This is a genomic window from Burkholderia sp. LK4, from assembly GCF_001043615.1.
GTDB classification, from domain to species: domain Bacteria; phylum Pseudomonadota; class Gammaproteobacteria; order Burkholderiales; family Burkholderiaceae; genus Burkholderia; species Burkholderia cepacia.
Genome location: NZ_LDUL01000011.1, coordinates 51,504 through 72,814 on the forward strand (window position 1 = coordinate 51,504; position 21,311 = coordinate 72,814).

22 protein-coding genes are annotated in these 21,311 nt (G+C 65.8%); 15 read left to right on the plus strand and 7 right to left on the minus strand.

Annotated elements, in window-relative coordinates:
- Positions 1-340: 340 nt before the first annotated feature.
- Complete coding sequence (locus VK92_RS07405; RefSeq protein WP_021158387.1) at positions 341-961, plus strand: TetR/AcrR family transcriptional regulator; 621 nt, start codon at positions 341-343, stop codon at positions 959-961.
- A gap of 38 nt (positions 962-999) precedes the next feature.
- Here VK92_RS07405 and VK92_RS07410 read toward each other — a convergent pair whose 3' ends face one another.
- The gene (locus VK92_RS07410; protein WP_048020364.1) at positions 1,000-1,965 is read right to left on the minus strand and encodes a LysR substrate-binding domain-containing protein; all 966 of its coding nucleotides are present in this window, start codon (positions 1,963-1,965) and stop codon (positions 1,000-1,002) included.
- 104 nt (positions 1,966-2,069) lie between these two features.
- On the opposite strand from VK92_RS07410, the gene VK92_RS07415 reads away from it, so the two are divergent.
- The 9 genes from VK92_RS07415 to VK92_RS07455 all read left to right on the plus strand — a co-directional run bounded on the left by VK92_RS07415 (position 2,070) and on the right by VK92_RS07455 (position 10,593).
- Positions 2,070-2,963, plus strand: coding sequence for an MBL fold metallo-hydrolase (locus VK92_RS07415; protein WP_048020365.1), 894 nt, complete (start codon positions 2,070-2,072; stop codon positions 2,961-2,963).
- Between the two features lie 59 nt (positions 2,964-3,022).
- Positions 3,023-3,736 carry a cysteine hydrolase family protein gene (locus tag VK92_RS07420; RefSeq protein WP_082160791.1) on the plus strand — a complete coding sequence of 238 codons (714 nt, stop codon included), beginning with the start codon at positions 3,023-3,025 and terminating at the stop codon, positions 3,734-3,736.
- 138 nt (positions 3,737-3,874) lie between these two features.
- Complete coding sequence (locus VK92_RS07425; protein WP_165589144.1) at positions 3,875-5,143, plus strand: MFS transporter; 1,269 nt, start codon at positions 3,875-3,877, stop codon at positions 5,141-5,143.
- Between the two features lie 124 nt (positions 5,144-5,267).
- Positions 5,268-6,443, plus strand: a complete 1,176-nt coding sequence (locus VK92_RS07430; protein ID WP_048020370.1) for a porin — start codon at positions 5,268-5,270, stop codon at positions 6,441-6,443.
- A 157-nt stretch (positions 6,444-6,600) separates the two neighbouring features.
- Positions 6,601-8,034, plus strand: a complete 1,434-nt coding sequence (locus VK92_RS07435; protein ID WP_048020372.1) for a M20 family metallopeptidase — start codon at positions 6,601-6,603, stop codon at positions 8,032-8,034.
- Positions 8,035-8,036: 2 nt separating this feature from the next.
- Positions 8,037-8,753, plus strand: coding sequence for an ABC transporter permease (locus tag VK92_RS07440; RefSeq protein ID WP_048020374.1), 717 nt, complete (start codon positions 8,037-8,039; stop codon positions 8,751-8,753).
- On the plus strand, positions 8,753-9,490 hold the full coding sequence (locus VK92_RS07445; RefSeq protein ID WP_048020375.1) for an ABC transporter permease: 738 nt from the start codon (positions 8,753-8,755) through the stop codon (positions 9,488-9,490). The genes VK92_RS07440 and VK92_RS07445 overlap by 1 nt, the downstream gene beginning before the upstream one ends.
- Positions 9,487-9,693: a hypothetical protein gene (locus VK92_RS07450; protein ID WP_048020376.1), complete on the plus strand. Its 207-nt coding sequence runs from the start codon at positions 9,487-9,489 to the stop codon at positions 9,691-9,693. The genes VK92_RS07445 and VK92_RS07450 overlap by 4 nt, the downstream gene beginning before the upstream one ends.
- Positions 9,694-9,729: 36 nt before the next feature.
- A complete protein-coding gene (locus tag VK92_RS07455) occupies positions 9,730-10,593 on the plus strand; it encodes a transporter substrate-binding domain-containing protein (RefSeq protein WP_048020378.1) in 864 nt (287 codons plus the stop codon).
- A 157-nt stretch (positions 10,594-10,750) separates the two neighbouring features.
- Here VK92_RS07455 and VK92_RS07460 read toward each other — a convergent pair whose 3' ends face one another.
- From VK92_RS07460 to VK92_RS41550, 5 genes are read right to left on the minus strand one after another with little or no spacing between them, the layout of a single operon-like run.
- Positions 10,751-11,512, minus strand: a complete 762-nt coding sequence (locus tag VK92_RS07460; protein WP_048020380.1) for an ABC transporter ATP-binding protein — start codon at positions 11,510-11,512, stop codon at positions 10,751-10,753.
- The gene (locus VK92_RS07465) at positions 11,509-12,366 is read right to left on the minus strand and encodes an ABC transporter ATP-binding protein (protein WP_048020381.1); all 858 of its coding nucleotides are present in this window, start codon (positions 12,364-12,366) and stop codon (positions 11,509-11,511) included. The genes VK92_RS07460 and VK92_RS07465 overlap by 4 nt, the downstream gene beginning before the upstream one ends.
- A gap of 11 nt (positions 12,367-12,377) precedes the next feature.
- A complete protein-coding gene (locus VK92_RS07470) occupies positions 12,378-14,189 on the minus strand; it encodes an ABC transporter permease (protein ID WP_048020383.1) in 1,812 nt (603 codons plus the stop codon).
- A gap of 34 nt (positions 14,190-14,223) precedes the next feature.
- A complete protein-coding gene (locus VK92_RS07475) occupies positions 14,224-15,417 on the minus strand; it encodes an ABC transporter substrate-binding protein (RefSeq protein WP_021158383.1) in 1,194 nt (397 codons plus the stop codon).
- A 13-nt stretch (positions 15,418-15,430) separates the two neighbouring features.
- Positions 15,431-15,712 carry a hypothetical protein gene (locus tag VK92_RS41550; protein WP_156187212.1) on the minus strand — a complete coding sequence of 94 codons (282 nt, stop codon included), beginning with the start codon at positions 15,710-15,712 and terminating at the stop codon, positions 15,431-15,433.
- A 60-nt stretch (positions 15,713-15,772) separates the two neighbouring features.
- Here VK92_RS41550 and VK92_RS07480 point away from each other — a divergent pair, with 60 nt between their 5' ends.
- The 4 genes from VK92_RS07480 to VK92_RS07495 are packed head-to-tail and all read left to right on the plus strand — an operon-like array spanning position 15,773 to position 19,408.
- Entirely contained in the window at positions 15,773-16,813 is a 1,041-nt protein-coding gene (locus tag VK92_RS07480) for a LysR family transcriptional regulator (protein WP_048020386.1), read from the plus strand.
- Complete coding sequence (locus tag VK92_RS07485) at positions 16,810-18,243, plus strand: flavin-containing monooxygenase (protein WP_048020387.1); 1,434 nt, start codon at positions 16,810-16,812, stop codon at positions 18,241-18,243. Before VK92_RS07480 ends, VK92_RS07485 begins: the two co-directional genes overlap by 4 nt.
- Positions 18,244-18,287: 44 nt before the next feature.
- Entirely contained in the window at positions 18,288-18,818 is a 531-nt protein-coding gene (locus VK92_RS07490; RefSeq protein WP_048020389.1) for a CMD domain-containing protein, read from the plus strand.
- Positions 18,815-19,408, plus strand: a complete 594-nt coding sequence (locus tag VK92_RS07495; RefSeq protein ID WP_048020391.1) for a peroxidase-related enzyme — start codon at positions 18,815-18,817, stop codon at positions 19,406-19,408. Before VK92_RS07490 ends, VK92_RS07495 begins: the two co-directional genes overlap by 4 nt.
- Positions 19,409-19,467: 59 nt before the next feature.
- Here the strand turns inward: VK92_RS07495 and VK92_RS07500 are convergent, their stop codons facing one another.
- A complete protein-coding gene (locus VK92_RS07500; protein ID WP_042974028.1) occupies positions 19,468-19,899 on the minus strand; it encodes an Lrp/AsnC family transcriptional regulator in 432 nt (143 codons plus the stop codon).
- 297 nt (positions 19,900-20,196) lie between these two features.
- On the opposite strand from VK92_RS07500, the gene VK92_RS07505 reads away from it, so the two are divergent.
- Positions 20,197-21,276, plus strand: coding sequence for an ornithine cyclodeaminase (locus VK92_RS07505; RefSeq protein WP_048020394.1), 1,080 nt, complete (start codon positions 20,197-20,199; stop codon positions 21,274-21,276).
- Positions 21,277-21,311: the final 35 nt, after the last annotated feature.

Here is a 21,311-nt window from a genome sequence, read left to right on the forward strand (position 1 = left end):
CGGGACAATCCGCCGGCGCCACGCTCGCGGCGGCCGGCGATTCGATGGGGGTCTGCAGTCGAGTCGAGGATGTCATCACGCGTTACTTCGTATGAATGGGACCGGCCGACACCACGCTTGCACCGTCAGCCGAACTGTTTCCGCCAAATAATTATCCGCGTGGATAATTATTGTTTTGAGCGTATGTGTCAAGCGGGTAAAGGCGGCAACGACGACGGGGTTTTCCCCGACCCGGGCGGACCAGGAGGTCGCCCCGGCGCGCAGCGGCGGGTCGGGACGGCCCGTTGCGGCCGATCCGCGCGGACGGCACAATCCGGGGATTCGATCAAGGACAGGACAGATGCAGATTGCACGGCAGGCACAGCAGGAACGCAGCGAGCAGACCCGTTCGGACATTCTGGGGATCGCGCTCGAACAGTTCTCGACCCGCGGTTTCGACGCGGTCAGCCTGCGCGACATCGCGGACGCGGCAGGCGTGAACCACGCGATGATCCGCTACTACTTCGGCAACAAGGAGAACCTATGGCGCGCCAGCGTGACGCAGCTGTTCGACCGGTTCATGGAAGGCGTCGCGTTGCCGGACCCGGCGTCGGACACGTTCTCGATCGACGCCGTCAAGCAGTACATCCGCAACTACGTGCGCTATTGCGCGGCGCACCCCGAGCACGCGCGGCTGATGATGCAGGAGGCCAATCGCGATTCGGAACGCCTGAAGTGGATGGCGGAAACCTTCGTGCGGCCGCGCCACGATCGCTCGGTGCCGCTGGTGCGTTATGTCAGCGAAACGACCGACGGGCTCGCGCGGATCGACCCGGTCGTGCTGCTGTACATGATTACCGCGATCGCGCAGGTGCCGTACCTGCTGACCGCGGAAATGCGCTACGCGCACGGCATCGACGCGCTCGACGAGAAAGCGATCGATGCGCATTGCGACGCGGTCGTCGCGTTTATCTTCCGTTGATTCAGTAATGAGATAGATCGGCGAGAATCCTCCGCCGACTACGAAGGCATCCCCGATTTCAACTCCCGCGCCACCGAGCGAAGCGTGGACAGAAAAGACGCGAACGCGGGCGACTCCAATGCTCCGGCCCGCATCGCAATCCCAACCGGGGGCAACATCCAGTCGGGGCGAAATCGCAGAATCGCGAGCATGTCCAACGCCTCGTAGAGATGCGCCATCGTCAGCGGCATGGCCGCGATCATGTCCGTGTCACGAATCAGCACGGCATTTGTCAGCACCGACACCGACTCGATACCCACCTTCGGCAGCTCGACGCGATGCGCGACGAAATAGTGTTCGATCGTTTGACGCAGCGGCGCTTCGCGAGGCGGCAGGATCCACGCCTGGCGCGCCAGGCATTCCGGCGTAATCTTCCGCTTCCTGGCTAGAGGATGCCCGACGCGGGCGACCACGCATACCGGTTCGTCATACAGCACCTCCCAACGGAAATTGTCGGACTCCATCGGTCGCGTCATTCGGCCGAGCACGCAATCGAGTTCACCGTGTGCGAGCGCCGTCAGCAGAACGTCGCTCGCGCCTTCCTGCACCATCATCGTGATGCCCGGTTGTTCCTCGCGCAGCCGTGCCAGCGATTGCGGTACCAGCACCGGCAACGCAACCTGCAGCGCGCCAATGCGAATTCGGCCCGCCCCGCCGCGTGCCAGGCTGTCGAGTTCGTCGCGCGCACCGTCCAGATCCGCGAGCAGCAGCGACGCCTTGCCGAACAGTGCCGTGCCGAACGCGGTCGGCGTAATCCCCCTGCGCGATCGTAAAAAGAGCGGTACACCGAACATCACCTCGATTTCCCGCAACAGCTTGCTGGCCGCGGATTGGGTCATGTTCATCCGCTCGCCCGCCTTGTGCAGGCTGCGCAATTCGTCCAGCGCCAGCAGGAGTTCCAGATGGCGGATGCGCAAGCTCGAGCGAATGCGCCGGATCGACGGAACCTCAAAATCTGCAGTCATTCGGTGATTCCTCCTGGTGTTCACTACGCCACGAAACTTCATCAATTGGTCATTTATGCCGGAACTATACTGGCCGTCACTCAAACATCAAATGCGGAGACGCCATGAAGATCACGATGCTGGGAACCGGCGCCGCGCTGCCCGATCCCGACCGCGCACAGTCGGCCATCCTGCTGACGTTGAACAACGGCCGCCACTTTCTGTTCGATTGCGGAGAAGGGGCAACCCGGCAGATGGTGCGCGCCAATATCGACCCGGCGTCCGTGGGGTTCGTGTTCCTGACACATCTGCATCACGACCACATCTGCGACTACCCCTATTTCGTGATTTCGAGCTGGATGCTCAACAAAACGGGAGCGCCGCTGGTGCTCGGACCGAAAGGCACCCGGCACTTCGTCGATCACCTGTTCGAGCATGGCGCGTACCAGACCGACTTCCGCGCACGCAGTGCCTACCCGATCCGGCAACAGAATCTCGAGGCGATACGACCCGAGGTGCGGGAAGTGAGCCCTGGTGTGGTGTTCCAGGACGACGACGTGAAAATTTCGGTCGACTGGGTCGAGCACATCCCGCGCGAGGTATGCGAGTGCTTTGGCGTGCGGGTCGAGGCGGAAGGGAAAGTGATCGCGTTCAGTGGCGACACCGCGCCATGCGATGCGATGGTCAAGCTGGCACGAGACGCCGATCTGCTGATTCATGAATGCACGTTCCCGGAATCCTTCATCGCGCATCGCGCGAAAACCGGGGTGGGCACTTTTTCGCATACCAGTCCGACCGACCTGGGCAGGATCGCCGTGCGCGCCAACGTCAAGAGTCTCGTCGCCACGCACTTCGGCCACTTCGATTCGACCAGCCCGGTACTGAAACGCGCGGCCGCCAAGCATCTACCAGTGGAACAGATGGGGCCGCACCTGATGGACGAAATCGTGACCGACATCCGGAAGAACTATACGGGACCGCTGCGGCTGGCCCATGACCTGATGCGAATCGATTTGTAATACGAAGTCACGCCGACCGTGCGTGCCGTCGAATCGACGACGCCGCACGAATCGCTCCCATGGGAAAGGATTCAAGCCAGGAGCAGCGCATGCACCGGATCAGGATTCCCGATCACGCCCTTCGCCTGTCGCGGCAACGCGGCACGCCTGCAACGTCGCTCGAAGACGTCGACCCGCTTCGATGCGCATTGCTCGTGATCGACATGCAGAACGCCTTCGTTGCGCCCGGCGGCGCACTGGAGATTGTGTACGCCCGCGAGATCGTGCCCGCCATCAATCGATTGGCGGACGCATTTCGACAACGTGGCGCGACCGTTTGCTGGATCCGGACGGATTTTCGCGGTCAAGCCGACGCGTGGAGCAACTGGTTCGGCCGGCGACTCGATCCGGATGCCGCGGCCGTGATGATCGAGAACCTGTCGCAAGGTCATCCCGGATACGAACTCTTTCCGGCGCTGTCCGTGGCTTCGACGGACATGTTCTGCACGAAGACCCGCTTCAGTGCTTTCATTCAAGGGGCTTCGGATCTCGACGAGGTCCTGAGAGGCCGTGGCCTGGACACGGTGGTCGTTACCGGCACAGTCAGCAACATTTGCTGCGAGTCGACTGCGCGCGACGCAATGATGCTCAATTACCGGACGGTCTTCGTCTCCGATGCCAATGCAGCGCGAACTGACGAAGAGCACAACGCCACGCTCGGCAACATGGTGCAGTGCTTTGCCGACGTCGCGTCGACCGACGCGCTTTTGCAGCAACTGAACAGGCGCAGCTGACCCGGGCGAAGCACATCGAACGCCTGTCCCGGCAGGTCCCCGACCGACTTCATGTGTGCGCATCACCGTCGACGCCAATGTCGTACCGGCCGCCCCCCGAAATCCGGCCGGCATCAGAGCATGTATGAGGAAACCGAAATGACGCGCAATACAGCAAGCGATCTGTCGAAAGGGGGATATGCCGCGATCCTGCTGGGCGTAGCCATCGGCGGGTTCGTCGGGTTCGGCTGCTTCTTCTTTCCGAGCCTGGCGATCTTCATGCGCCCGGTTCTCGCGGAGTTCGGCTGGGGACGAACCGAACTGTCGCTCGTATTCTCCGCTTCGCTGCTGGGCTGCGCGTTCGGCGGACCGGTGTGCGGTCACTTCATCGACCGCTTCGGCGTCAGGCGCGCGGCCTTCACCTCCGCGCTACTGCTCGGGCTGCTGATCTTCGTCTTGTCGTCCGTCCACGGATCGGTCTTCCTGATCGCGTCGCTGACGTTCGCGATCGGCTTTTGCGGCGCGGCGACCACCTCGCTCGGATACGTATCGATTCTTCCCCAGTGGTTCGACAAAAGGCTCGGGACAGCGATCGCGGTCGCGACGGTCGGATACGGACTCGGCCAGTCGGTATGGCCGATCGTTTCCCAGGAACTCATTTCGACGACCGATTGGCGAACCGGATATCGGATCCTGTCGGTGTTTCCGGTGGTCGGCGGCGCGATCGCCATGCTGTTGCTCAGGGAGCGCCGCCCCACAACGCGCGGGGCAAACCAGGACGAGCCCGGTCTGACGGTTTCCGAGGGCATCCGCACACGCCATCTGTGGATCATGACGGCCGTATTTTTTCTCGTTGCGTCCAGCTCTCTCGCGTTCCAGTCACAGATTCCATTGCTGATTTCCGATCGCGGTTTCACCGTCGCGGAAGCCGCTCAGGGCCCCGCCGTCGTGGGCCTGGGATTTCTTGTGAGCCGCCTGCTGTGCGGAATGCTGGTTGACCGGTTTCCCGCGACGATCATCTCCTGCCTGTTCTTTTCGCTGAGCGGAGTCGGCTTCCTGTTCTTTGAGACAACGAACAGCCTGGCGATTCTGAAAATCGCGTGTCTCCTGATCGGATTCGCGATCGGAACCGAGCAGGACATGATGGCCTACATGGTAAGACGTTATCTCGGCATGCGGTCCTTCGGCACGTTCTTCGGGTTCAACATGGCCACCTTCTGCCTGGGCGGCGTCGTGGTCCCGCCCTTGCTGGGTCTGTATTACGACCATTATCGGAACTACTCGTTGCCGTTGGCCGTCATGGCGGGATGCATGTTCGCCGCCGCGATCCTGGTCGCCACGCTGGGGCGCTACCGGTACGCGACACAGCCGTCGGCAGCCGGGGTCGAACGTACGCGGGCAAGCGCGCTGTCGCTGCCGGTCGATTAAGACGATCCGATCGGGTGATCGATCATCCCTCCGACATCGGGTCAATGATAATTATTTCGCATAACTATTAAATAGAGAAAACAGAGTTTCATTCAAAAAAGCCAGTATCCACGGAGATCGATCGATGAAGAAGTCGTTATATGCCCTCGCCGTACTCGGCACATTCTCAGGCATCGCGTATGCCCAGAGCAGCGTGACGCTGTACGGAATCGTCGACGAAGGCTTGAACTACAACTCCAATGCCGGGGGCTCCCGGTTGTACAACCTGACGAGCGGCGGATTGCAGGGCAGCCGCTGGGGACTGCGCGGCAAGGAAGACCTGGGTGGTGGACTGAACGCGCTCTTCGTGCTGGAAAACGGCTTCGATGCCAGCAGCGGCAAGCTGGGACAAGGCGGCCTCGAGTTCGGACGCCAGGCATTTGTCGGCCTGGGGAGTCGTTTCGGCACCGTGACACTGGGCCGCCAATACGATGCCGTCGTCGACTCCGTGGGCGCATTTGCCGTCGCCGGTCAGTGGGGCACCGCGATGTCCGCGCACGCTGGCGATATCGACAACTTCAACAATTCATACCGCGGCAACAACACCATCAAGTACACGAGCCCGACCTATGCCGGTGTGACGTTCGTCGGCACGTACAGCCTCGGCGGAGTCGCGGGCAACGTCACGGCAAACCAGATCTGGTCGCTGGGCGCCAGCTACGCGAACGGGCCGCTGACGCTCGGTGCCGCGTACCTGAATGCCCGCACGCCGGCCGCGAACGCCGGCATGTTCGCCAACAATACCGGCACCGGTACGCCGTCCGCGGTCACGACGCCGGTCTACAGCGGCTTCGCTTCCGCCAATACATATCAGGTCATAGGCGTCGGCGGCGCCTACGCGTTCGGCGCGGCGACGATCGGTGCGACGTATTCGAACATCAGGTTCATGAATCTCGGCGCGGTTCCCGGCCTGAACGCCATGCATTACACGGGCACCGCAACGTTCAACAACGCCGAAATCAACTTCAAATACCAGGTGACGTCGGCACTGCTGGCGGGAGCGGCATTCAACTACACGAAGGGCAATTCGGTTGGCGAGACGAACGGCGCGACCAATACGGGGGCGAAATATCTTCAGGCCGCCGTGGGCACGGATTACTTCCTGTCGAAGCGCACCGACGTCTATCTGGTTGCCGTCTATCAGAAGGCATCCGGCACCGACTCGACCGGCGGCTCGGCCGTCGCGGCGATCAGCGCGTTGCCGGCTTCGAACAGCAATCGCCAGACGATGGTCCGCGTCGGGATCCGGCATAAATTCTGACCATCGACGGGGCCAACGCAACACCGACATGTCGCTCGCTCCGTTCGATCGACGTACATTGAATTGTGGACCGCGTCGATGTCTCCCCAGCGCGTGGTCGAAGACATGGAACGGCAGCTAATCGGCGGTATTCGATCCATTCAACCAGGAGAATTTCATGCAGCAGAATCACGTGGATGCAATGCTCGACGTTTGGGCGCGCGTCGATGCCATTCAGGATCAATTCACGGAACTGAGCAACAGGGTCTGGGAGACACCCGAACTCAACTACGAAGAGTACCTTTCCGCCGCGGCGCATGAGCAGTTGCTGCGCAAACTTGGATTTCGCGTCGTAACAGGAATTGCCGCCATACCCACCGCAATGGTGGGCGAAGCCGGTCACGGCGGGCCGGTGATCGCCATTCTCGGTGAGTACGATGCGCTGCCCGGCCTTTCGCAAAAGGCCGGCGTGGACGAGCGGGACCCGGTCCATGAAGGCGGCTGCGGACACGGGTGCGGACACAACCTTCTCGGCGCCGGCTCGATGCATGCCGCAGCCGCGGTAAAGAACTATCTGGAAGCGCACGGCCTGCCCGGCCGGATCCGGTATTACGGCTGTCCGGCGGAGGAAGGCGGCGCCGGAAAAGGCTTCATGGTCCGCGCCGGTGTGTTCGACGATGTCGACGCCGCGATCTGCTGGCATCCGGCGGCGTTCTCCGGCGTCGCCAATCCCGTCTCCCTCGCCTGCAACGAAATCAACTATCACTTTTCCGGTGTCGCATCGCATGCGTCCTCTGCGCCCCATCTTGGCCGCAGCGCACTTGATGCCGTGGAACTGATGAACGTCGGCGTGAATTACATGCGCGAGCATATGCCCGCGAGCGCCCGGATCCACTATGCCGTGACCGACACCGGTGGTACCGCACCCAACGTCGTGCAGGCGCGCGCAACGGTCAGATACCTGGTCCGCGCGGCAGATCTGGACGATCTCCTGCGTTTGCGCGAATGGGTGGACGACATCGCTCGCGGCGCGGCCCTCATGACCCAGACGACCGTGCGTTCGCAGATCGTCAGCGGCGACGCGAACGTGGTAGGCAACACGCCCCTCGAGGATCTGATGCAGGCGCAGTTCGTCGCACTCGGACCGCCGGCGTTCGACGACGCCGATCGTGCCTTGGCCGCCCGGTTTCAGGCGACGGTCGGCGAGGAAGCCGTTTCGTCCGCTTTTCGACGTGTCGGCATGAAGATGGAAAAGGGTCTCGTGCTGTGCAACGCCATTGCTCCCCTGCGCGTCGGCGATGGCTCGCAGCTTGCGTCCACCGACGTGGGAAGCGTCAGTTGGGTCACGCCCACCGTGCAGGCACGCGGGGCCACGTATGCAATCGGCACACCCGGCCATTCATGGCAACTGGTCGCCCAGGGGAAGTCGGGCATCGCCCACAAGGGCATGGTGCACACGGCCAAGATCATGGCCAGCACGGCCGTTCATCTTTATCTGCGCCCTGACATCCTTGAACAGGCCAAGGCCGAGTTTCGTGAACGCGTAGGAGACGAGCCGTTCCGGAATCCGATCCCGGACGACGTGCAACTGCCCCTCCCTGCCGCGCATTGACCATGGAACAGTCCATCTTCGACATCTTCGGCTTCTCGAGCCAGGGGTGGGGCCGGCTGCTTCTGGCCAGCACCGGCACGACATTCGCGGTCGCCGTCTGCGGCCTGCTGACAGGAGGCGCATTCGGCGCGCTCGGCTGCTGGGCCAAGATCGGCGGGCGCAAGCCGCAGCGGGTGCTGGCCACGGCGTACACGACGGTCCTCAGGGGCATTCCGGAACTGCTGGTCATCTATTTGTTCTATTTCGGCGGCAGCACCGCGCTGACCCAGATCGGAAAGTGGCTGGGAGCCAGCGGTTTCGTCGGCATTCCGGGAACCATCGCGGGCGTGCTGGCCATTGGAATCACATCGGGTGCCCAGCTCACGGAAGTCTTCCGCGGCGCGCACAACGCCGTGAACAAGGGTGAGATCGAAGCGGCTGTGGCATGCGGGATGTCGCGCATGTTGCGTTTGCGCCGGATCCTCATCCCGCTGATCTTGCGCCACGCCATGCCGGGTATCGGCAATGTCTGGCAAATGGCACTCAAGGCGTCGGCACTGATCTCCGTCACCGGCGTGGCCGATCTTCTGAGCCAGGCGCAGATCGGCGCGAACGCCACCGGCATGCCGTTTGATTTTTTCCTGGCGGCGGCGCTCCTGTTCCTCGCGATCTCGGCATGTACCGGGCGAGGGCTCCGCACCGCCGAGCGCTTTTATTCGCGTGGAGTGAGGCGACAATAATGGACTTGCAGTTCACCTACGACACCCTCCTCGCGCTGCTTGGAGGCGTACCGCTGACGTTGCAGCTCGCTTCGGCCAGCCTGATGGCCGGCCTGATGCTTGCCGTGATGCTCGCAGCCATGCGCGTATCGGGAAGCGCCCCGCTGAATGCGCTGGCCGGCGCTTACATATTCGTGTTCCGCGGCACACCATTGCTCGTGCAGATCTTCCTTATCTACTACGGCCCGGGGCAGTTTCGGTGGATCCAGGAGAGCGTTCTGTGGCCGTTTCTCCGGGAACCGTACTACTGCGCGCTGCTCTCGCTGAGCCTGTGTACCGCTGCCTATTCCGGCGAGATCATCCGCGGCGGGCTGTTGTCGGTACCCCACGGGCAGATCGAGGCAGCCCAGGCATGCGGCATGCCGTTCCTGCTTCGATGGCGCCGGATCGTGCTGCCGCTGGCATTGCGTCAGGCATTGCCGGCATACGGGAACGAAGTCGTGACGATGGTCAAGTCGACGTCGCTCGTCTCCATCATCACGTTGATGGAGGTCACCGGCATCGCCGCCCGCATTATCGGCGAGACCTATCGAACGCTGGACGTATTTGTCATTGCCGGCGCGATCTATCTCACGCTGAATCTGCTGTTAACCATGCTGGTCGCACGCATCGAGACAGCCTTACGCCCGGATTCGCGTCCGGTGCGACTTGACCCGATCGAACCTGCCGCTGTCGCGACATTCGAGGATCGAGGATGAACGGAACATCGACAAGGAACGATGCGCAAGTGGCGCTGCGGGTCGATCAGCTGAAAAAGAACTTTGGTCGCCACGAGGTTCCGAAAGGCGTCACGCTCGACGCCCTCGAAGACAAAGTCATCGACGACGACAGGACACCTGACCAGTCGTTCGGTCGCAGCCGATCCGTGCGATTCCGGCCGTTCATCTCCAACCATCGATAGCCGGCGGCCCCCGCCCTGCAAAAAGAGGACTTCCCCATGAAAGCGAAAATAACCCTTGCCGCCGCGGCATCCCTGCTGGCTGCCGCACTGCTCGCGCCCACCTCCGCTTCAGCCGAGGACCATCCGTGGAAAACCGTCAAGATCGCCACGGAGGGGGCATTCCGGCCATACAACTTCACCAACCCCGACGGCTCGCTGGCCGGGTACGAAATCGACTACTACAGGATTCTGTGCGCGAAGATGAAGATCGAGTGCAAACTGGTCGTCATCCCGTTCAACAGCCTGATTCCCTCGCTGCTTTCCGGCAAGGTCGACGTTCTGATGTCCGGCCTCTCGGCCACCCCGAAGCGACGCGAAACGATCGCCTTCTCGGAACCCTATAGCTCGATCGGAAGCAAATTCGTTACCCTGAAGTCCAGCCCGCTTGCGAAATTGCCGGGCGACGGAACGATCCTCTGGCTGGACAAGGACGACACCGGCCTGCGGCGATTCGTCGACGCGATCAAGCCGCAGCTCGCGGGCAGGATCATCGGCGTTCAGACAGCGTCCGTGGCAAGCGCGTTCGTCGAACGGTACCTGAAAGGCGACGTGACCGTTCGCGAGTACAAGACCCCGGAGGAAGCCGACCTCGATCTGCTGTCCGGACGCATCGACATCACGCTCGTGTCGATGACCTACATGCAGGGCGCGATGAAGAAGCCGGCGAACGCCCGCCTGACGATGGCGGGGCCGCAATTGTCCGGCGGCGTATTCGGGGCGGGCGCATCGCTCGGGATGCGCAAGGGTGATACGGCATTGCTGAAGATGTTCGATCAGGCCATCGGCGCAACCATCGCCGAAGGCGTGACGCGGCAGCTATCCATGAAATGGATAGGATTCGACACAACCCCGGCTCGATGATGGATTTCGAAGCCGCATGACAGCTCGGCGCGGCACAGCCACCGCGCTAGCGAACCGCTTACGAGGGGCAGCGCCGATCCACTTATCCGGTTGTCCGAATTTGTGCGGCCACCTCTCCAGGCCATGCACCGCCGCGCCCCCGGCCCGGATCGCGCGATCAGGCCGCGACCTCGCCGCCGAGATACGCGTCCCTGATCCGCTCGTCGTCGAGCAGCGCCCTCGCCGGGCCTTCCAGCACGACGCGCCCCGTTTGCAGCACGTACCCGTAATGCGCGATCTCCAGCGCGAGGCTCGCGTTCTGTTCGACCATGAAGACGGTCACGCCCTGCTTGTTGATCGCATCGATCAGTTCGAGCACCTTGTCGACGTAAAGCGGCGACAGCCCCATCGTCGGTTCATCCATGCAGATCAGCTTCGGCCGCGCCATCAGCGCGCGCGCCATCGCGAGCATCTGCTGCTCGCCGCCCGACAGCGTGCCCGCGCGCTGCGTCAGCCGCTCGCGCACGCGGGGAAACAGGTCGAGCACGCGTGCGTAGTCCTCCGCCACCGCCGTGCGGTCGCCGCGCGTGTACGCGCCCATCAGCAGGTTCTCGCGCACGCTCATGTCGCCGAACAGCCGCCGCGCCTCGGGCACGGCCGCGATCCCGCGCCGCACGCGCTGCGGCGTCGCGAGCGCCGTCACGTCGTCGCCGTCGAAGCGCACGACGCCGCGCTTCGGCCGCATCAGCCCGAGAATCAGCTTCATCGTGGTCGACTTGCCGCTCGCGTTGCCGCCGAGCAGGCTGACGATCTGGCCGCGACCGACTTCGAAGTTCACATCGAAGTGCACCTGCACCGGCCCGTAGAACGTGTCGAGGTGTTCGAGTTTCAGCAGCGCATCGGTCATGGTCGTGTCGGATTCGGAAGCAAGCGCGGTCATGCGGCCGCCTGCGTGGTGTGTACCGCGTCGGCGCCGCCCGCATGGCGGCGGCCGAGGTATGCCTCGATCACGTGCGGATCGTGCCGCACGTCACGCGGCGCGCCTTCGGCAATCTTCACGCCGTTGTCGAGCACCATCACGCGGTCGGACACGCGCATCACGAGTTCGAGCTTGTGCTCGATCAGCAGGATCGTCAGGCCGCGCGCCTTCAGCGACTGGATCAGTTGCAGCATCTCGGCCGTCTCCGTCTCGTTCATCCCGGCTGTCGGTTCGTCGAGCAGCAGCAGGCGCGGATGCAGCGCGAGCGCGCGGCCGATCTCCACGCGCCGCCGGTTCGCATACGACAGGCTGTGCGCCGGATGATCGATGCGCGGCGTAAGCCGTTCGCCGAACCCGGCGATGATGTCGCGCGCCTCGTCGCGCAGCGCCGCTTCCTCGCGTCGTACCGACTCGGGCCGCACGAGCGCGCGCCACACCTCGGCCGCCGCGCCGAGCGCGGGCCAGCCCGGCCGCGCCGCACCCAGCCGCGCATGCGCGCCGATCAGCACGTTGTCGAGCACGCTCAGGTTGCCGAACACGCGGCCGTGCTGGAACGTGCGTGCGATGCCGAGCGCCGCGAGGCGTTCCGGCGCCGTACCGGTGATGTCGCGGCCGTCGAACGTCACACGGCCGGCGTCAGGCCGGTCGGCGCCCGCGATCAGGTTGAACAGCGTCGACTTGCCCGCGCCGTTCGGGCCGATCACGCTCAGCAGCTCGCCGTCGGCGAGTGTCAGGCTCGCACCGTCGAGCGCGGTCACGCCGTCGAAGCGGCGCGTCAGGCCCTGCACGTCGAGCAAGGGTCGATTGGTGGTCATCGCGTTCCTCCTCACACCGTGCCGAGCAGGCCCTGCGGCCGGAACCGGACGAGCAGCAGCAGCACGAGGCCGTAGATCAGCATCCGGTAATCGGCCGCCCAGCGGAACAGCTCCGGCAGCCCGATCAGCGCGATCGCGCCGACGATGCCGCCGAGCACGTTGCCGAGCCCGCCGAGGATCACCATCGTCAGCGCGAGGATCGACACCTGCGAATCGAAGGTCTGGTGATTGATGTAGCTGTACAGGTGCGCGGCAATGCCGCCGCTCACGCCGGCCGCGACGCCGCCGACCGCGAATGCGATCGCCTTGTAGCGGTTCGGCGCAATGCCGTGTGCGCGCGCGGCGACGTCGTCCTCGCGCACCGCGCGCAGCGTGCGGCCCAGATGCGAGCGCAGCAGCCGCACCTGCACGAGTGCGAACGCGACGAGCACCGCGAACGTGAACCAGTACGCGGCGCGCGCGGTGCTCGCCCACGGCAGCGGCGCGATACCGGTGATGCCGAGCGGGCCGCGCGTGAGGCCATCCCAGTTCAGGATCACGAGGCTCACCACTTCGCCGATGCCGAGCGTCGCGATCGACACGTAGTGCCCGCGCAGACGAAACGCCGGATAGACGAGCAGCGTGCCGAGCACGGCCGTGATGACACCCGCGCACGGGATCGTCACGGCCGGCGACCAGCCGAGATCCGACGACAGCAGCGCCGACGCATACGCACCGATCACGAGCAGCGCAGCGTGGCCGAGCGAGATCTGCCCGACCGTGCCCGCGACGAGCGTGAGGCTCAGCGCGAGCAGCCCGTAAAGCCACGCGTTGGTGAGCGTCTGCAGCACGTACGGCGACGCACCGAGCCACGGCAGCACGGCGGCCAATACGATCAGCGCGACGAGCACCGGACGCGGCACGCGCACGGCCTTCGCGGCCGCGAGGAAAGTGCCCGTCATCGGCTCGGGCGGCAGCGTGCGGTTCCCGCTGAACAGGCCGTTCGGCCGCCACACGAGGAACACGATCAGCAGTCCGAACGCGAACAGGTCGCGGTAGCTCGTGCCGAACAGCGCGACGCCGTAGCTTTCGACGAGACCGAGCAGCAGGCTGCCGGCGATCGCGCCCGGCACGTTGCCGAGCCCGCCGATCAGCAGCGCGACGACGCCCTTCAGCGTTGCCTGGAAGCCCATCGCCGGATCGATGCTGTTGTAGTACATGCCGACCAGCAGCCCGCTCACGCCGCCGAGCGCGCACGCGATCGCGAACACGGTCTGGTTCACGCGGTCGACGTCGACGCCCATCTGCAGCGCCGCGTCGCGATCCTGCGCGGTCGCGCGCACGGCCCAGCCGAGCCGCGTGAAGCGCAGGAAGCCGTACAGCAGCGCGGCCGCCGCGATGCCGATGCCCGCGATCAGCAGGTCGAGCGAGCCGAGCGTCGCGCCGGCAATGCGCAGATGCCAGTCCGGCAGCGGCGTCGGCACCGCACGCGGGTCCGCGCCGAACGCGAGCTGCGCGAGCTGGTCGAGGATGAAGCTGATGCCGATCGTCGCGAGCAGCGGCGCGATGCGCGCCGCGTGGCGCAGCGGCCGCAGCCCAATTCGCTCGATCGCGACGCCGAGCGCGCCGCAGCCGACGACGACCGCCGCGAGCGCGACCGGCAGCGGCAGCCCGAAGCGCGTCAGGCACAGCCAGCCGATGAATGCGCCGACCATGTACACCGAGCCATGCGCGAAGTTGATCAGGTGCGACACGCCGAAGATCAACGCGAGCCCGACCGCGAGCAGCGCGTAGATGTTGCCGACAATGAGGCCGTTGAGCGTGTAGTCGAGCCAGGAAGCCATCACGATGCGTCCGTCACGTGCATGCGGTTCGGGGTCAGCGCGCGGCGAGCTGTGGTTTCGCGCCGTCCCACAGCGCCCACTGCCCCTGCTTCACGACGAGATACACGGTGCGCGCGCCCGCGACGCGACGCGTCTGCGGATCGAAGCGCACCTTGCCGAAGATCACGCTCGGCACGTCGCTGATTTTCGCGAAGCCGTCGTGCGCGGCCTGGCGCGTCGTGCCGTAGCGGCGCAGCACTTCCGCCGACAGGATCAGCGCGTCGTATGCGCGCGCGACGAACGAATCGGGATCGGCATGGAATTTCGCGCGATAGCGCTGCACGAACGCCTGCACCTCGGGGCGCGGTTCGGCCGGGAAGAAGTTCGATTCGGTATACACACCGTCGACGGCCGCGCCGCCCAGCTCGAGGAATTTCGGCGAATACACGGAGCCGACCGCCGCGATCGGCAGCGTGACGCCCGACGTGCGCGCCTGCCGCACGATCTGCGCGCCGTCCGCGTAGTACGAGATCAGCACGATCGAATCGGGCTTCGATTCGCCGATGCGCACGAGCGTCGAACGGAAATCCTTCTCCGCCGGCTGGTAGCCTTCGGCCGCGACGACCTGCGCGCCGAGCCCGGCCACCGCCTTCGCGAAGATGTCCTTGCTGGTGCGCCCCCAGTCGGTGTTCAGGTACAGCACCGCGATCCGCTTGAAGCCGAGCTCCTTCACCGCGTAGCGCGCGAGCAGCGGCTGCTCCTCGGCCTGGCTCAGCGCGGTGCTCCACAGATAATCGCCGCCTTTTGTAAAATCCGGATGCGAGTTCGTGAAGCCGAACTGGATCAGCTGCCCGCGCTGGTAGATCGGCGATGCGGCCATCGACGTCGCGCTCGAGAAGTCGCCCAGCTCGATCGCGATGCGCGGATCGGCGACGAACTTCTGCGCGATCGCGACGGCCTGGCGCGGGTCGCTGCGGCTGTCCTGGAAGTCGATCGCGAGCGGCCGGCCATGGATGCCGCCGCTGCCGTTGATCTCGTCGAGCGCGAGATCGAAGCCGCGCTTCCATTGCTCGCCGTATTGCGCGTCCTGGCCCGTGAGCGGCCCGCTCACGCCGATCACCACCGGCTCGCCCGATACGCCCGCGGCGAGCGCGCCGCCCGTCGACAAGCCCCATGCGGCAGCGAGCGCCGCCACCGTGCCCAGCACGCGCCGCCATGCGCCGCGTGCGTCGTTCCCCGAAACGTTCATGCGTCCCCCAGCTTCAGTCAGTCGAAAAGAGTGAGGGCATGTAACCATCCGGTTCAAGACGATCCAACGAAGTTTTGCGTATATCGATATCGGGCGCGGCGCGAAGCCGGCGACACCCGCGAACGGCCGCCTGCACGCGCTGCCGCGCGCGATGAGGCGGCACGCATCGCATCGCGTTGATTCGATTGGCGTTTCCGGTACGTGACGCGTCGCCACCGGCACGCATGCGCGCCCGTCCGGCCATCGCGACGATCCTGCGCTTCGCAGTTTTCGCGCTGTCGATAGCAAAATTCATTATATGAATCACGCATGCTCACACTCCTACAATGCGCAAATCGCATCATCGGAAGGTGTCATGGAACTGCATCAACTCGAAGCGTTTTCCGCGGTCATGTCGACCGGCAGCGTGACCGGTGCGGGCGAACTGCTCGGCCGCTCGCAGCCGGCCGTCACGCGGCAGATCCAGGAGCTCGAAGCCGATCTCGGCTACGCGCTGTTCGACCGGCACGGCCCGCGCGTCACGCCGACGCGGCGTGCGTTCCTGCTCTACGAGGAAGTCGAGCGCTCGCTGGTCGGCCTGCGTGCGATCGAGGCGCGCGCACGGGCGCTCGGCGACGAAACCGCCGAACCCGTGCGCATCGCAGCAACGCCTTCGCTCGCGGCGACGCTCGTGCCGGCCGCGCTCGCCGCGCTGCCCGACGACGCGCAGGCGCCGCACTACCAGTTGCGCAGCGAATCGGCCGAGCATGTCGTGCACGAGGTGCTGGCCGGCACGGCCGACATCGGCGTCGTCACGTTGCCGATGGCGCATGCGGGGCTCGACGTGCACTGGATCGCGCAGACGCCGTGTGTCGCCGTGCTGCCCGCCGGCGACCCGCTCGCGGCGCAGCCGCGCATCGCGCTGCGCGATCTCGCGCGCCGCCGCATCGTGACGGTCGCGAACCGGCACCGGCTTCGCCAGCGGATCGATGCGGCATTCGCGGCCGCGCGGGTCGACGCACGCGTCTTCATCGAAACCAATGCGTCGCTGAATGCGGTGATGGTCGCGCGCGCCGGCATCGGGATCGGCATCGTCGATCCGGCCACCGGTGTCGCACTGCCGGTCGACGGCGTCGTCGCCCGCCCGCTCGACGTCGACATCCCGTTCGCGTTCGGCGTCGCGACGCCGGCCGGCAAGGCGTGCACGGCGGCCGTCGATGCGCTGCTCGACGCGCTGCACCGTACGACGCGCACACTGCTCGACGACGTGATCTTTCACGAGGCCGCCGCGCACGACGCGCTGCTGCGCGGCGACCGGCTGCGTGCCGGGCGCCCGTCACGTCCTTCGAATCCTTCACGCCCTTCCAGCCCGCCACGCACGACACGATCGCGCCGCACGCGCCCGGAGGCCGCATGACGATGCCCGCCGATGCACTCCACGCACTCGAAACCCGGCTCGCTCAAGACCTGCGCTGGCTCGACCTGCCCGCGCCGTCGTGGGTGCCGCCGCGCGACGCCGACGGCACACGCGTGCTCGACGTCGCGATCGTCGGCGGCGGCATGGCCGGGCTCGCGGCGGCCGCCGAACTGCGCCTGCTCGGCATCGACAATCAGTGCGTGATCGACCGCGCGCCGGCCGGTTACGAAGGGCCATGGGTCACGTTCGCGCGGATGGACACGCTGCGCTCGCCGAAGCAGCTCGCGGGCCCTGCGCTCGGCCTGCCCGCGCTGACGTTCCGCGCCTGGTTCGAAGCGCAATACGGCCGCGATGCATGGGACGCGCTCTACAAGATTCCGCGCACGCAATGGATGGATTACCTGCGCTGGTACCGGCGCGTGCTCGACCTGCCGGTGCGCAACGACACCACGCTCGTCGCGCTGCGCCCGCGCGACGACGGCCTGCTCGCGCTCGACGTGCACAGCAACGGCGAAGCGCAGACGCTGCTCGCGCGGCACGTCGTGCTCGCGACCGGCCGCGACGGGCTCGGCGGCCCGTACGTGCCGCCCGTCGCGCACCGCGCGCCGCGCGCGCGTTGGGCGCATTCGTCCGAGCCGATCGACTTCGCGGCGCTCGCGGGCAAGCGCATCGGCGTGGTCGGCGCGGGCGCGTCCGCATTCGACAACGCAGGTACCGCGCTCGAAGCCGGCGCCGCGCGCGTCGACCTGTTTTTCCGCCGCGCAGACATTCCGCGCATCAACAAGCTGACGGGCATCGGCAGCCCCGGGCTCGTGCACGGCTATGCCGATCTCGACGACGCGACGAAGTGGCGCTTCATGCACTACGCGCTGACGTCGCAGACGCCGCCGCCGCGCGACAGCGTGCTGCGCGTGTCGCGCCACGAGCATGCACATTTTCATGCGGGCAGCCCGATCGAGACGCTCGCCGAGCATGCGGACGGCCTCGACGTGACGACGCCGCGCGGGCGCTACACCGTCGATTTCCTGATCTTCGCGACGGGCTTTCATTCGGACTGGACGACACGCGCGGAATTCGCGTCGTTCGGCTCGCACGTGCGGCGCTGGAAGGATCGTTATCGGCCGGCATCGGGTTTGTGGCTCGACGAACTCGCGGAATCGCCCGATCTCGGCCCCGCATTCTCGTTCCAGGAACGCGAGCCCGGCGCATGCCCGGCCGTCACGCGAATCCATTGCTTCAACCATGCGGCGAGCCTGAGCCACGGCAAGCTGTCCGGCGATATCCCGGCGATCAGCGCGGGCGCCGAGCGGCTCGCGCGCGGCATCGCGAGCCGGCTGTTCGACGCGGATCGCGATCGCCACTACGACGCGCTCGTCGCATACGCGAACGCGGAACTGCAAGGCGACGAGTGGCGCGACGCCGATGCATGAGTGCTCGCCCATCGACCACATAAACGACGAAGGAATCCTGAACGATGACTGAATCCATCACGCCGGCCGATGCGCCGGACACGATCGATGCGGTGGCCGGCCTGCACGACGGCGACGCGATCGCCGCACTGCGCCGCGCACGCGAGAAGGTGCTGCTTCATACGCGGCTGAGCGAGGCTGCCCTGTTCGATCCCGCGCTGCCCGATCTTTCGTTGATCGAAAGACTGCACACGGCCCGGTATGTCGCGCAAAAATCGAAGGCGCCGGCATTGACCGACACCTATCGCGCGCGGCTGATCGACGCGGGCGGCACGCTCGACGATATCGCACGCGCGGATGCCGATGCGTTCGATGCGCTGCCCCGACGCATCGGCGCGATCCTGGCGCATGCGCGCCTGCTGACGCTCGCCCCTGTCGATGCGCGCCCGTCCGATCTCGACGCGCTGAAGTCGGCCGGGCTCACGACGCCCGCGATCGTCGCGCTGTCGCAGCTCGTGGCGTTCGTCGCGTACCAGTTGCGCGTCGCCGTTGCCGCGCAGGCGCTTCAGGCACGCACTGCAACGGAGGCCGCATGACGACGACCGCCCACGGCTTCACGTCCGACACGCTCGGCTGGCGCGCCTGGCTCGACATCGTTTCGCTCGATGCCGCGACGCCCGAGCAGCTGGCCGTGCTCGACGCGAGCCACCCGCAAGCGAAGACATCCGACTATTACCTGCTGCTCGTCCATCTGCCCGAGATCCTGCGGCAACGCTCGGGCGTGTTCAACGCGATCATGTACGGCCCCGGCGGGCTGTCGCGCGCCGAGCGCGAACTCGCCAGCACGGCCGTGTCGCGCGTGAACGGCTGCGTGTATTGCGCATCCGTGCATGCGCAGCGCTTCGCGCAGCTCGCGAAACGCACCGACGCGATCGAGCAGGTATTCGACGATCCGGCGACGGCCGGCACGACGGCGCGCGAACGCGCGATCGTGCGTTGTGCGATCGCACTGACGGAGCGGCCCGAAACGGTCGATGCGCGCGATATCGCCGCGCTGCAAGCCGAAGGGCTGACCCATGAGGAGATTCTCGACCTGTCGCACGCGGTCGCGATCTTCGCGTGGGCGAACCGGTTGATGCTGACGCTGGGCGAGCCGGTGTTTCCGGAACCGGCGTCACTCGCCTGATGCCTCGCGCCTGATGCCCGACCCAACCCGAACACGGGCTGACGCAGGCCCCGCCCGCGTCACGCCTTGTGCGTCGACAGCAGGATACTCGTCTCGGTATTCGCGATCCCGTCGATCAACCGGATCGCGCCGAGCACACGATCGAAGTGCTCGAGCGAATCGGCATGCAGCTCGGCGACGAGATCCCAGCGCCCGTTGGTACTGTGGATCGATGTGACGTTCGGATGCCCGCGCAGCACCTTCACCACTTCCGCGCCGCGGTTGCCCTGCACGGCGATCGACATCAGCGCGCGGATCCGGTGGCGTTCCGCCGCCGGCTTGAGCCGCACCGTATAACCGACGATCACGCCGTTTTTCTCCAGCCGCGTCAGCCGGTTCTGCACGGTCGCGCGCGCGACCCGCAGTTCCTTCGCCAGCGCGACGACGGGCAGTCGCGCGTTGTCGCGCAGCAGCGCGATGAGCTGCCGGTCGACATCGTCGAGCGTGATCATGGGCGGAGCTTCCTGTTGAACGTGAACCGGCCGCCAGCGTGCCGGAGGCTGCGCATTCTGCGCCAGCGAAACCTGTCAAAGTGCCGGATCGCGTTGGCATTCTGCCAAGTCTATCGATAAATCTGCCACTTTTGCTGTCTTTTTGTTGGCTCGACTCGCGGAAATAATGGCGTATCGACCGGCCGGACACGCCGCGCCGCCGCTTTCCATACAAGCCCGAGCCGCGCCGAAGCACCGCCCGGTCCACCAGAACGCCAGGGACATCCGTACCGGCACTGAGAACTTGGAGACAGACGCATGACCCGCTTCCTCGACGTTCCCGCCACCGCCCGACTGATCGCCAGCACCGGCGTCACGACGTTCCTGCGCGAACTCGTCGACACGCTGCGCGCCGATTACCTGCGCTGGGCCGACTTCGACAAGTCGCCGCGCGTCGCGTGCCACTCGCGCGACGGCGTGATCGAACTGATGCCCGTCGCGAACGCGTCGCTGTTCGCGTTCAAGTACGTGAACGGCCACCCCGTCAACGCCGCGCGCGGGATGCACACGGTGATGGCGTTCGGCGCGCTCGCCGAAGTCGACACCGGCTACCCGCTGCTGCTCGCCGAACTCACGCTCACCACCGCGCTGCGCACGGCCGCCACGTCGGTGCTCGCCGCACAGGTACTCGCCCGCCCCGATTCGCGCACGATGGCGCTGGTCGGCAACGGCGCGCAGAGCGAATTCCAGGCGATCGCGTTCCACACGCTGCTCGGCATCGACGAAATCCGCGTGTTCGACGTCGATCCGCGCGCGACCGACAAGCTCGTGCGGAACCTCGCCGCGTACCCGGCACTGCGCGTCGTGCGTGCCGCATCGACCGCCGACGCCGTGCGCGGCGCCGACATCGTGACGACCGTCACCGCCGACAAGGCATACGCGACGATCGTCACGGCCGACATGATCGAGCCCGGCATGCACCTGAACGCCGTGGGCGGCGATTGCCCGGGCAAGACCGAGCTCGAAGCAGGCGTGCTGCATGCGGGCCGCGTGTTCGTCGAATTCGAGCCGCAGTCGCGCATCGAGGGCGAGATCCAGCAGATGCCGGCCGACTTCCCCGTCACCGAGCTGTGGCGCGTGCTGCAACGCGAGACGGCCGGCCGCGAACGCGCGGACGAAGTCACGGTGTTCGACTCGGTCGGCTTCGCGCTCGAGGATTATTCGGCGCTGCGCTACCTGTATGCGCTCGCGCAGCAGCACAACGCGGGCGTCGAGATCGCGCTGATTCCGCCGGCCGTCGACCCGAAGAACCTGTTCGCGCTGATCGACGATCCGGCCGCGATCGCGCAGGGTCACGCGGCATACGTGACCGAAGCCGTCGCCGCGTTCGCGCGCTGACCGTGATGCCCGGGCGGCCGGTGCGCCGCCCGTTT

Excerpts from the sequence above, each read along its gene's own strand:
- VK92_RS07470 (WP_048020383.1), bottom strand. The coding sequence starts at position 14,189 with ATGGCTTCCTGGCTCGACTACACGCTCAACGGCCTCATTGTCGGCAAC.
- VK92_RS07445 (WP_048020375.1), top strand. The coding sequence starts at position 8,753 with ATGGACTTGCAGTTCACCTACGACACCCTCCTCGCGCTGCTTGGAGGC.
- VK92_RS07500 (WP_042974028.1), bottom strand. The coding sequence starts at position 19,899 with ATGATCACGCTCGACGATGTCGACCGGCAGCTCATCGCGCTGCTGCGC.
- VK92_RS07425 (WP_165589144.1), top strand. The coding sequence starts at position 3,875 with ATGACGCGCAATACAGCAAGCGATCTGTCGAAAGGGGGATATGCCGCG.
- VK92_RS41550 (WP_156187212.1), bottom strand. The coding sequence starts at position 15,712 with ATGAATTTTGCTATCGACAGCGCGAAAACTGCGAAGCGCAGGATCGTC.
- VK92_RS07495 (WP_048020391.1), top strand. The coding sequence starts at position 18,815 with ATGACGACGACCGCCCACGGCTTCACGTCCGACACGCTCGGCTGGCGC.
- VK92_RS07505 (WP_048020394.1), top strand. The coding sequence starts at position 20,197 with ATGACCCGCTTCCTCGACGTTCCCGCCACCGCCCGACTGATCGCCAGC.
- VK92_RS07410 (WP_048020364.1), bottom strand. The coding sequence starts at position 1,965 with ATGACTGCAGATTTTGAGGTTCCGTCGATCCGGCGCATTCGCTCGAGC.
- VK92_RS07450 (WP_048020376.1), top strand. The coding sequence starts at position 9,487 with ATGAACGGAACATCGACAAGGAACGATGCGCAAGTGGCGCTGCGGGTC.
- VK92_RS07440 (WP_048020374.1), top strand. The coding sequence starts at position 8,037 with ATGGAACAGTCCATCTTCGACATCTTCGGCTTCTCGAGCCAGGGGTGG.
- VK92_RS07405 (WP_021158387.1), top strand. The coding sequence starts at position 341 with ATGCAGATTGCACGGCAGGCACAGCAGGAACGCAGCGAGCAGACCCGT.
- VK92_RS07475 (WP_021158383.1), bottom strand. The coding sequence starts at position 15,417 with ATGAACGTTTCGGGGAACGACGCACGCGGCGCATGGCGGCGCGTGCTG.
- VK92_RS07430 (WP_048020370.1), top strand. The coding sequence starts at position 5,268 with ATGAAGAAGTCGTTATATGCCCTCGCCGTACTCGGCACATTCTCAGGC.
- VK92_RS07490 (WP_048020389.1), top strand. The coding sequence starts at position 18,288 with ATGACTGAATCCATCACGCCGGCCGATGCGCCGGACACGATCGATGCG.
- VK92_RS07460 (WP_048020380.1), bottom strand. The coding sequence starts at position 11,512 with ATGACCGCGCTTGCTTCCGAATCCGACACGACCATGACCGATGCGCTG.
- VK92_RS07485 (WP_048020387.1), top strand. The coding sequence starts at position 16,810 with ATGACGATGCCCGCCGATGCACTCCACGCACTCGAAACCCGGCTCGCT.
- VK92_RS07420 (WP_082160791.1), top strand. The coding sequence starts at position 3,023 with ATGGGAAAGGATTCAAGCCAGGAGCAGCGCATGCACCGGATCAGGATT.
- VK92_RS07480 (WP_048020386.1), top strand. The coding sequence starts at position 15,773 with ATGGAACTGCATCAACTCGAAGCGTTTTCCGCGGTCATGTCGACCGGC.
- VK92_RS07465 (WP_048020381.1), bottom strand. The coding sequence starts at position 12,366 with ATGACCACCAATCGACCCTTGCTCGACGTGCAGGGCCTGACGCGCCGC.
- VK92_RS07415 (WP_048020365.1), top strand. The coding sequence starts at position 2,070 with ATGAAGATCACGATGCTGGGAACCGGCGCCGCGCTGCCCGATCCCGAC.
- VK92_RS07455 (WP_048020378.1), top strand. The coding sequence starts at position 9,730 with ATGAAAGCGAAAATAACCCTTGCCGCCGCGGCATCCCTGCTGGCTGCC.
- VK92_RS07435 (WP_048020372.1), top strand. The coding sequence starts at position 6,601 with ATGCAGCAGAATCACGTGGATGCAATGCTCGACGTTTGGGCGCGCGTC.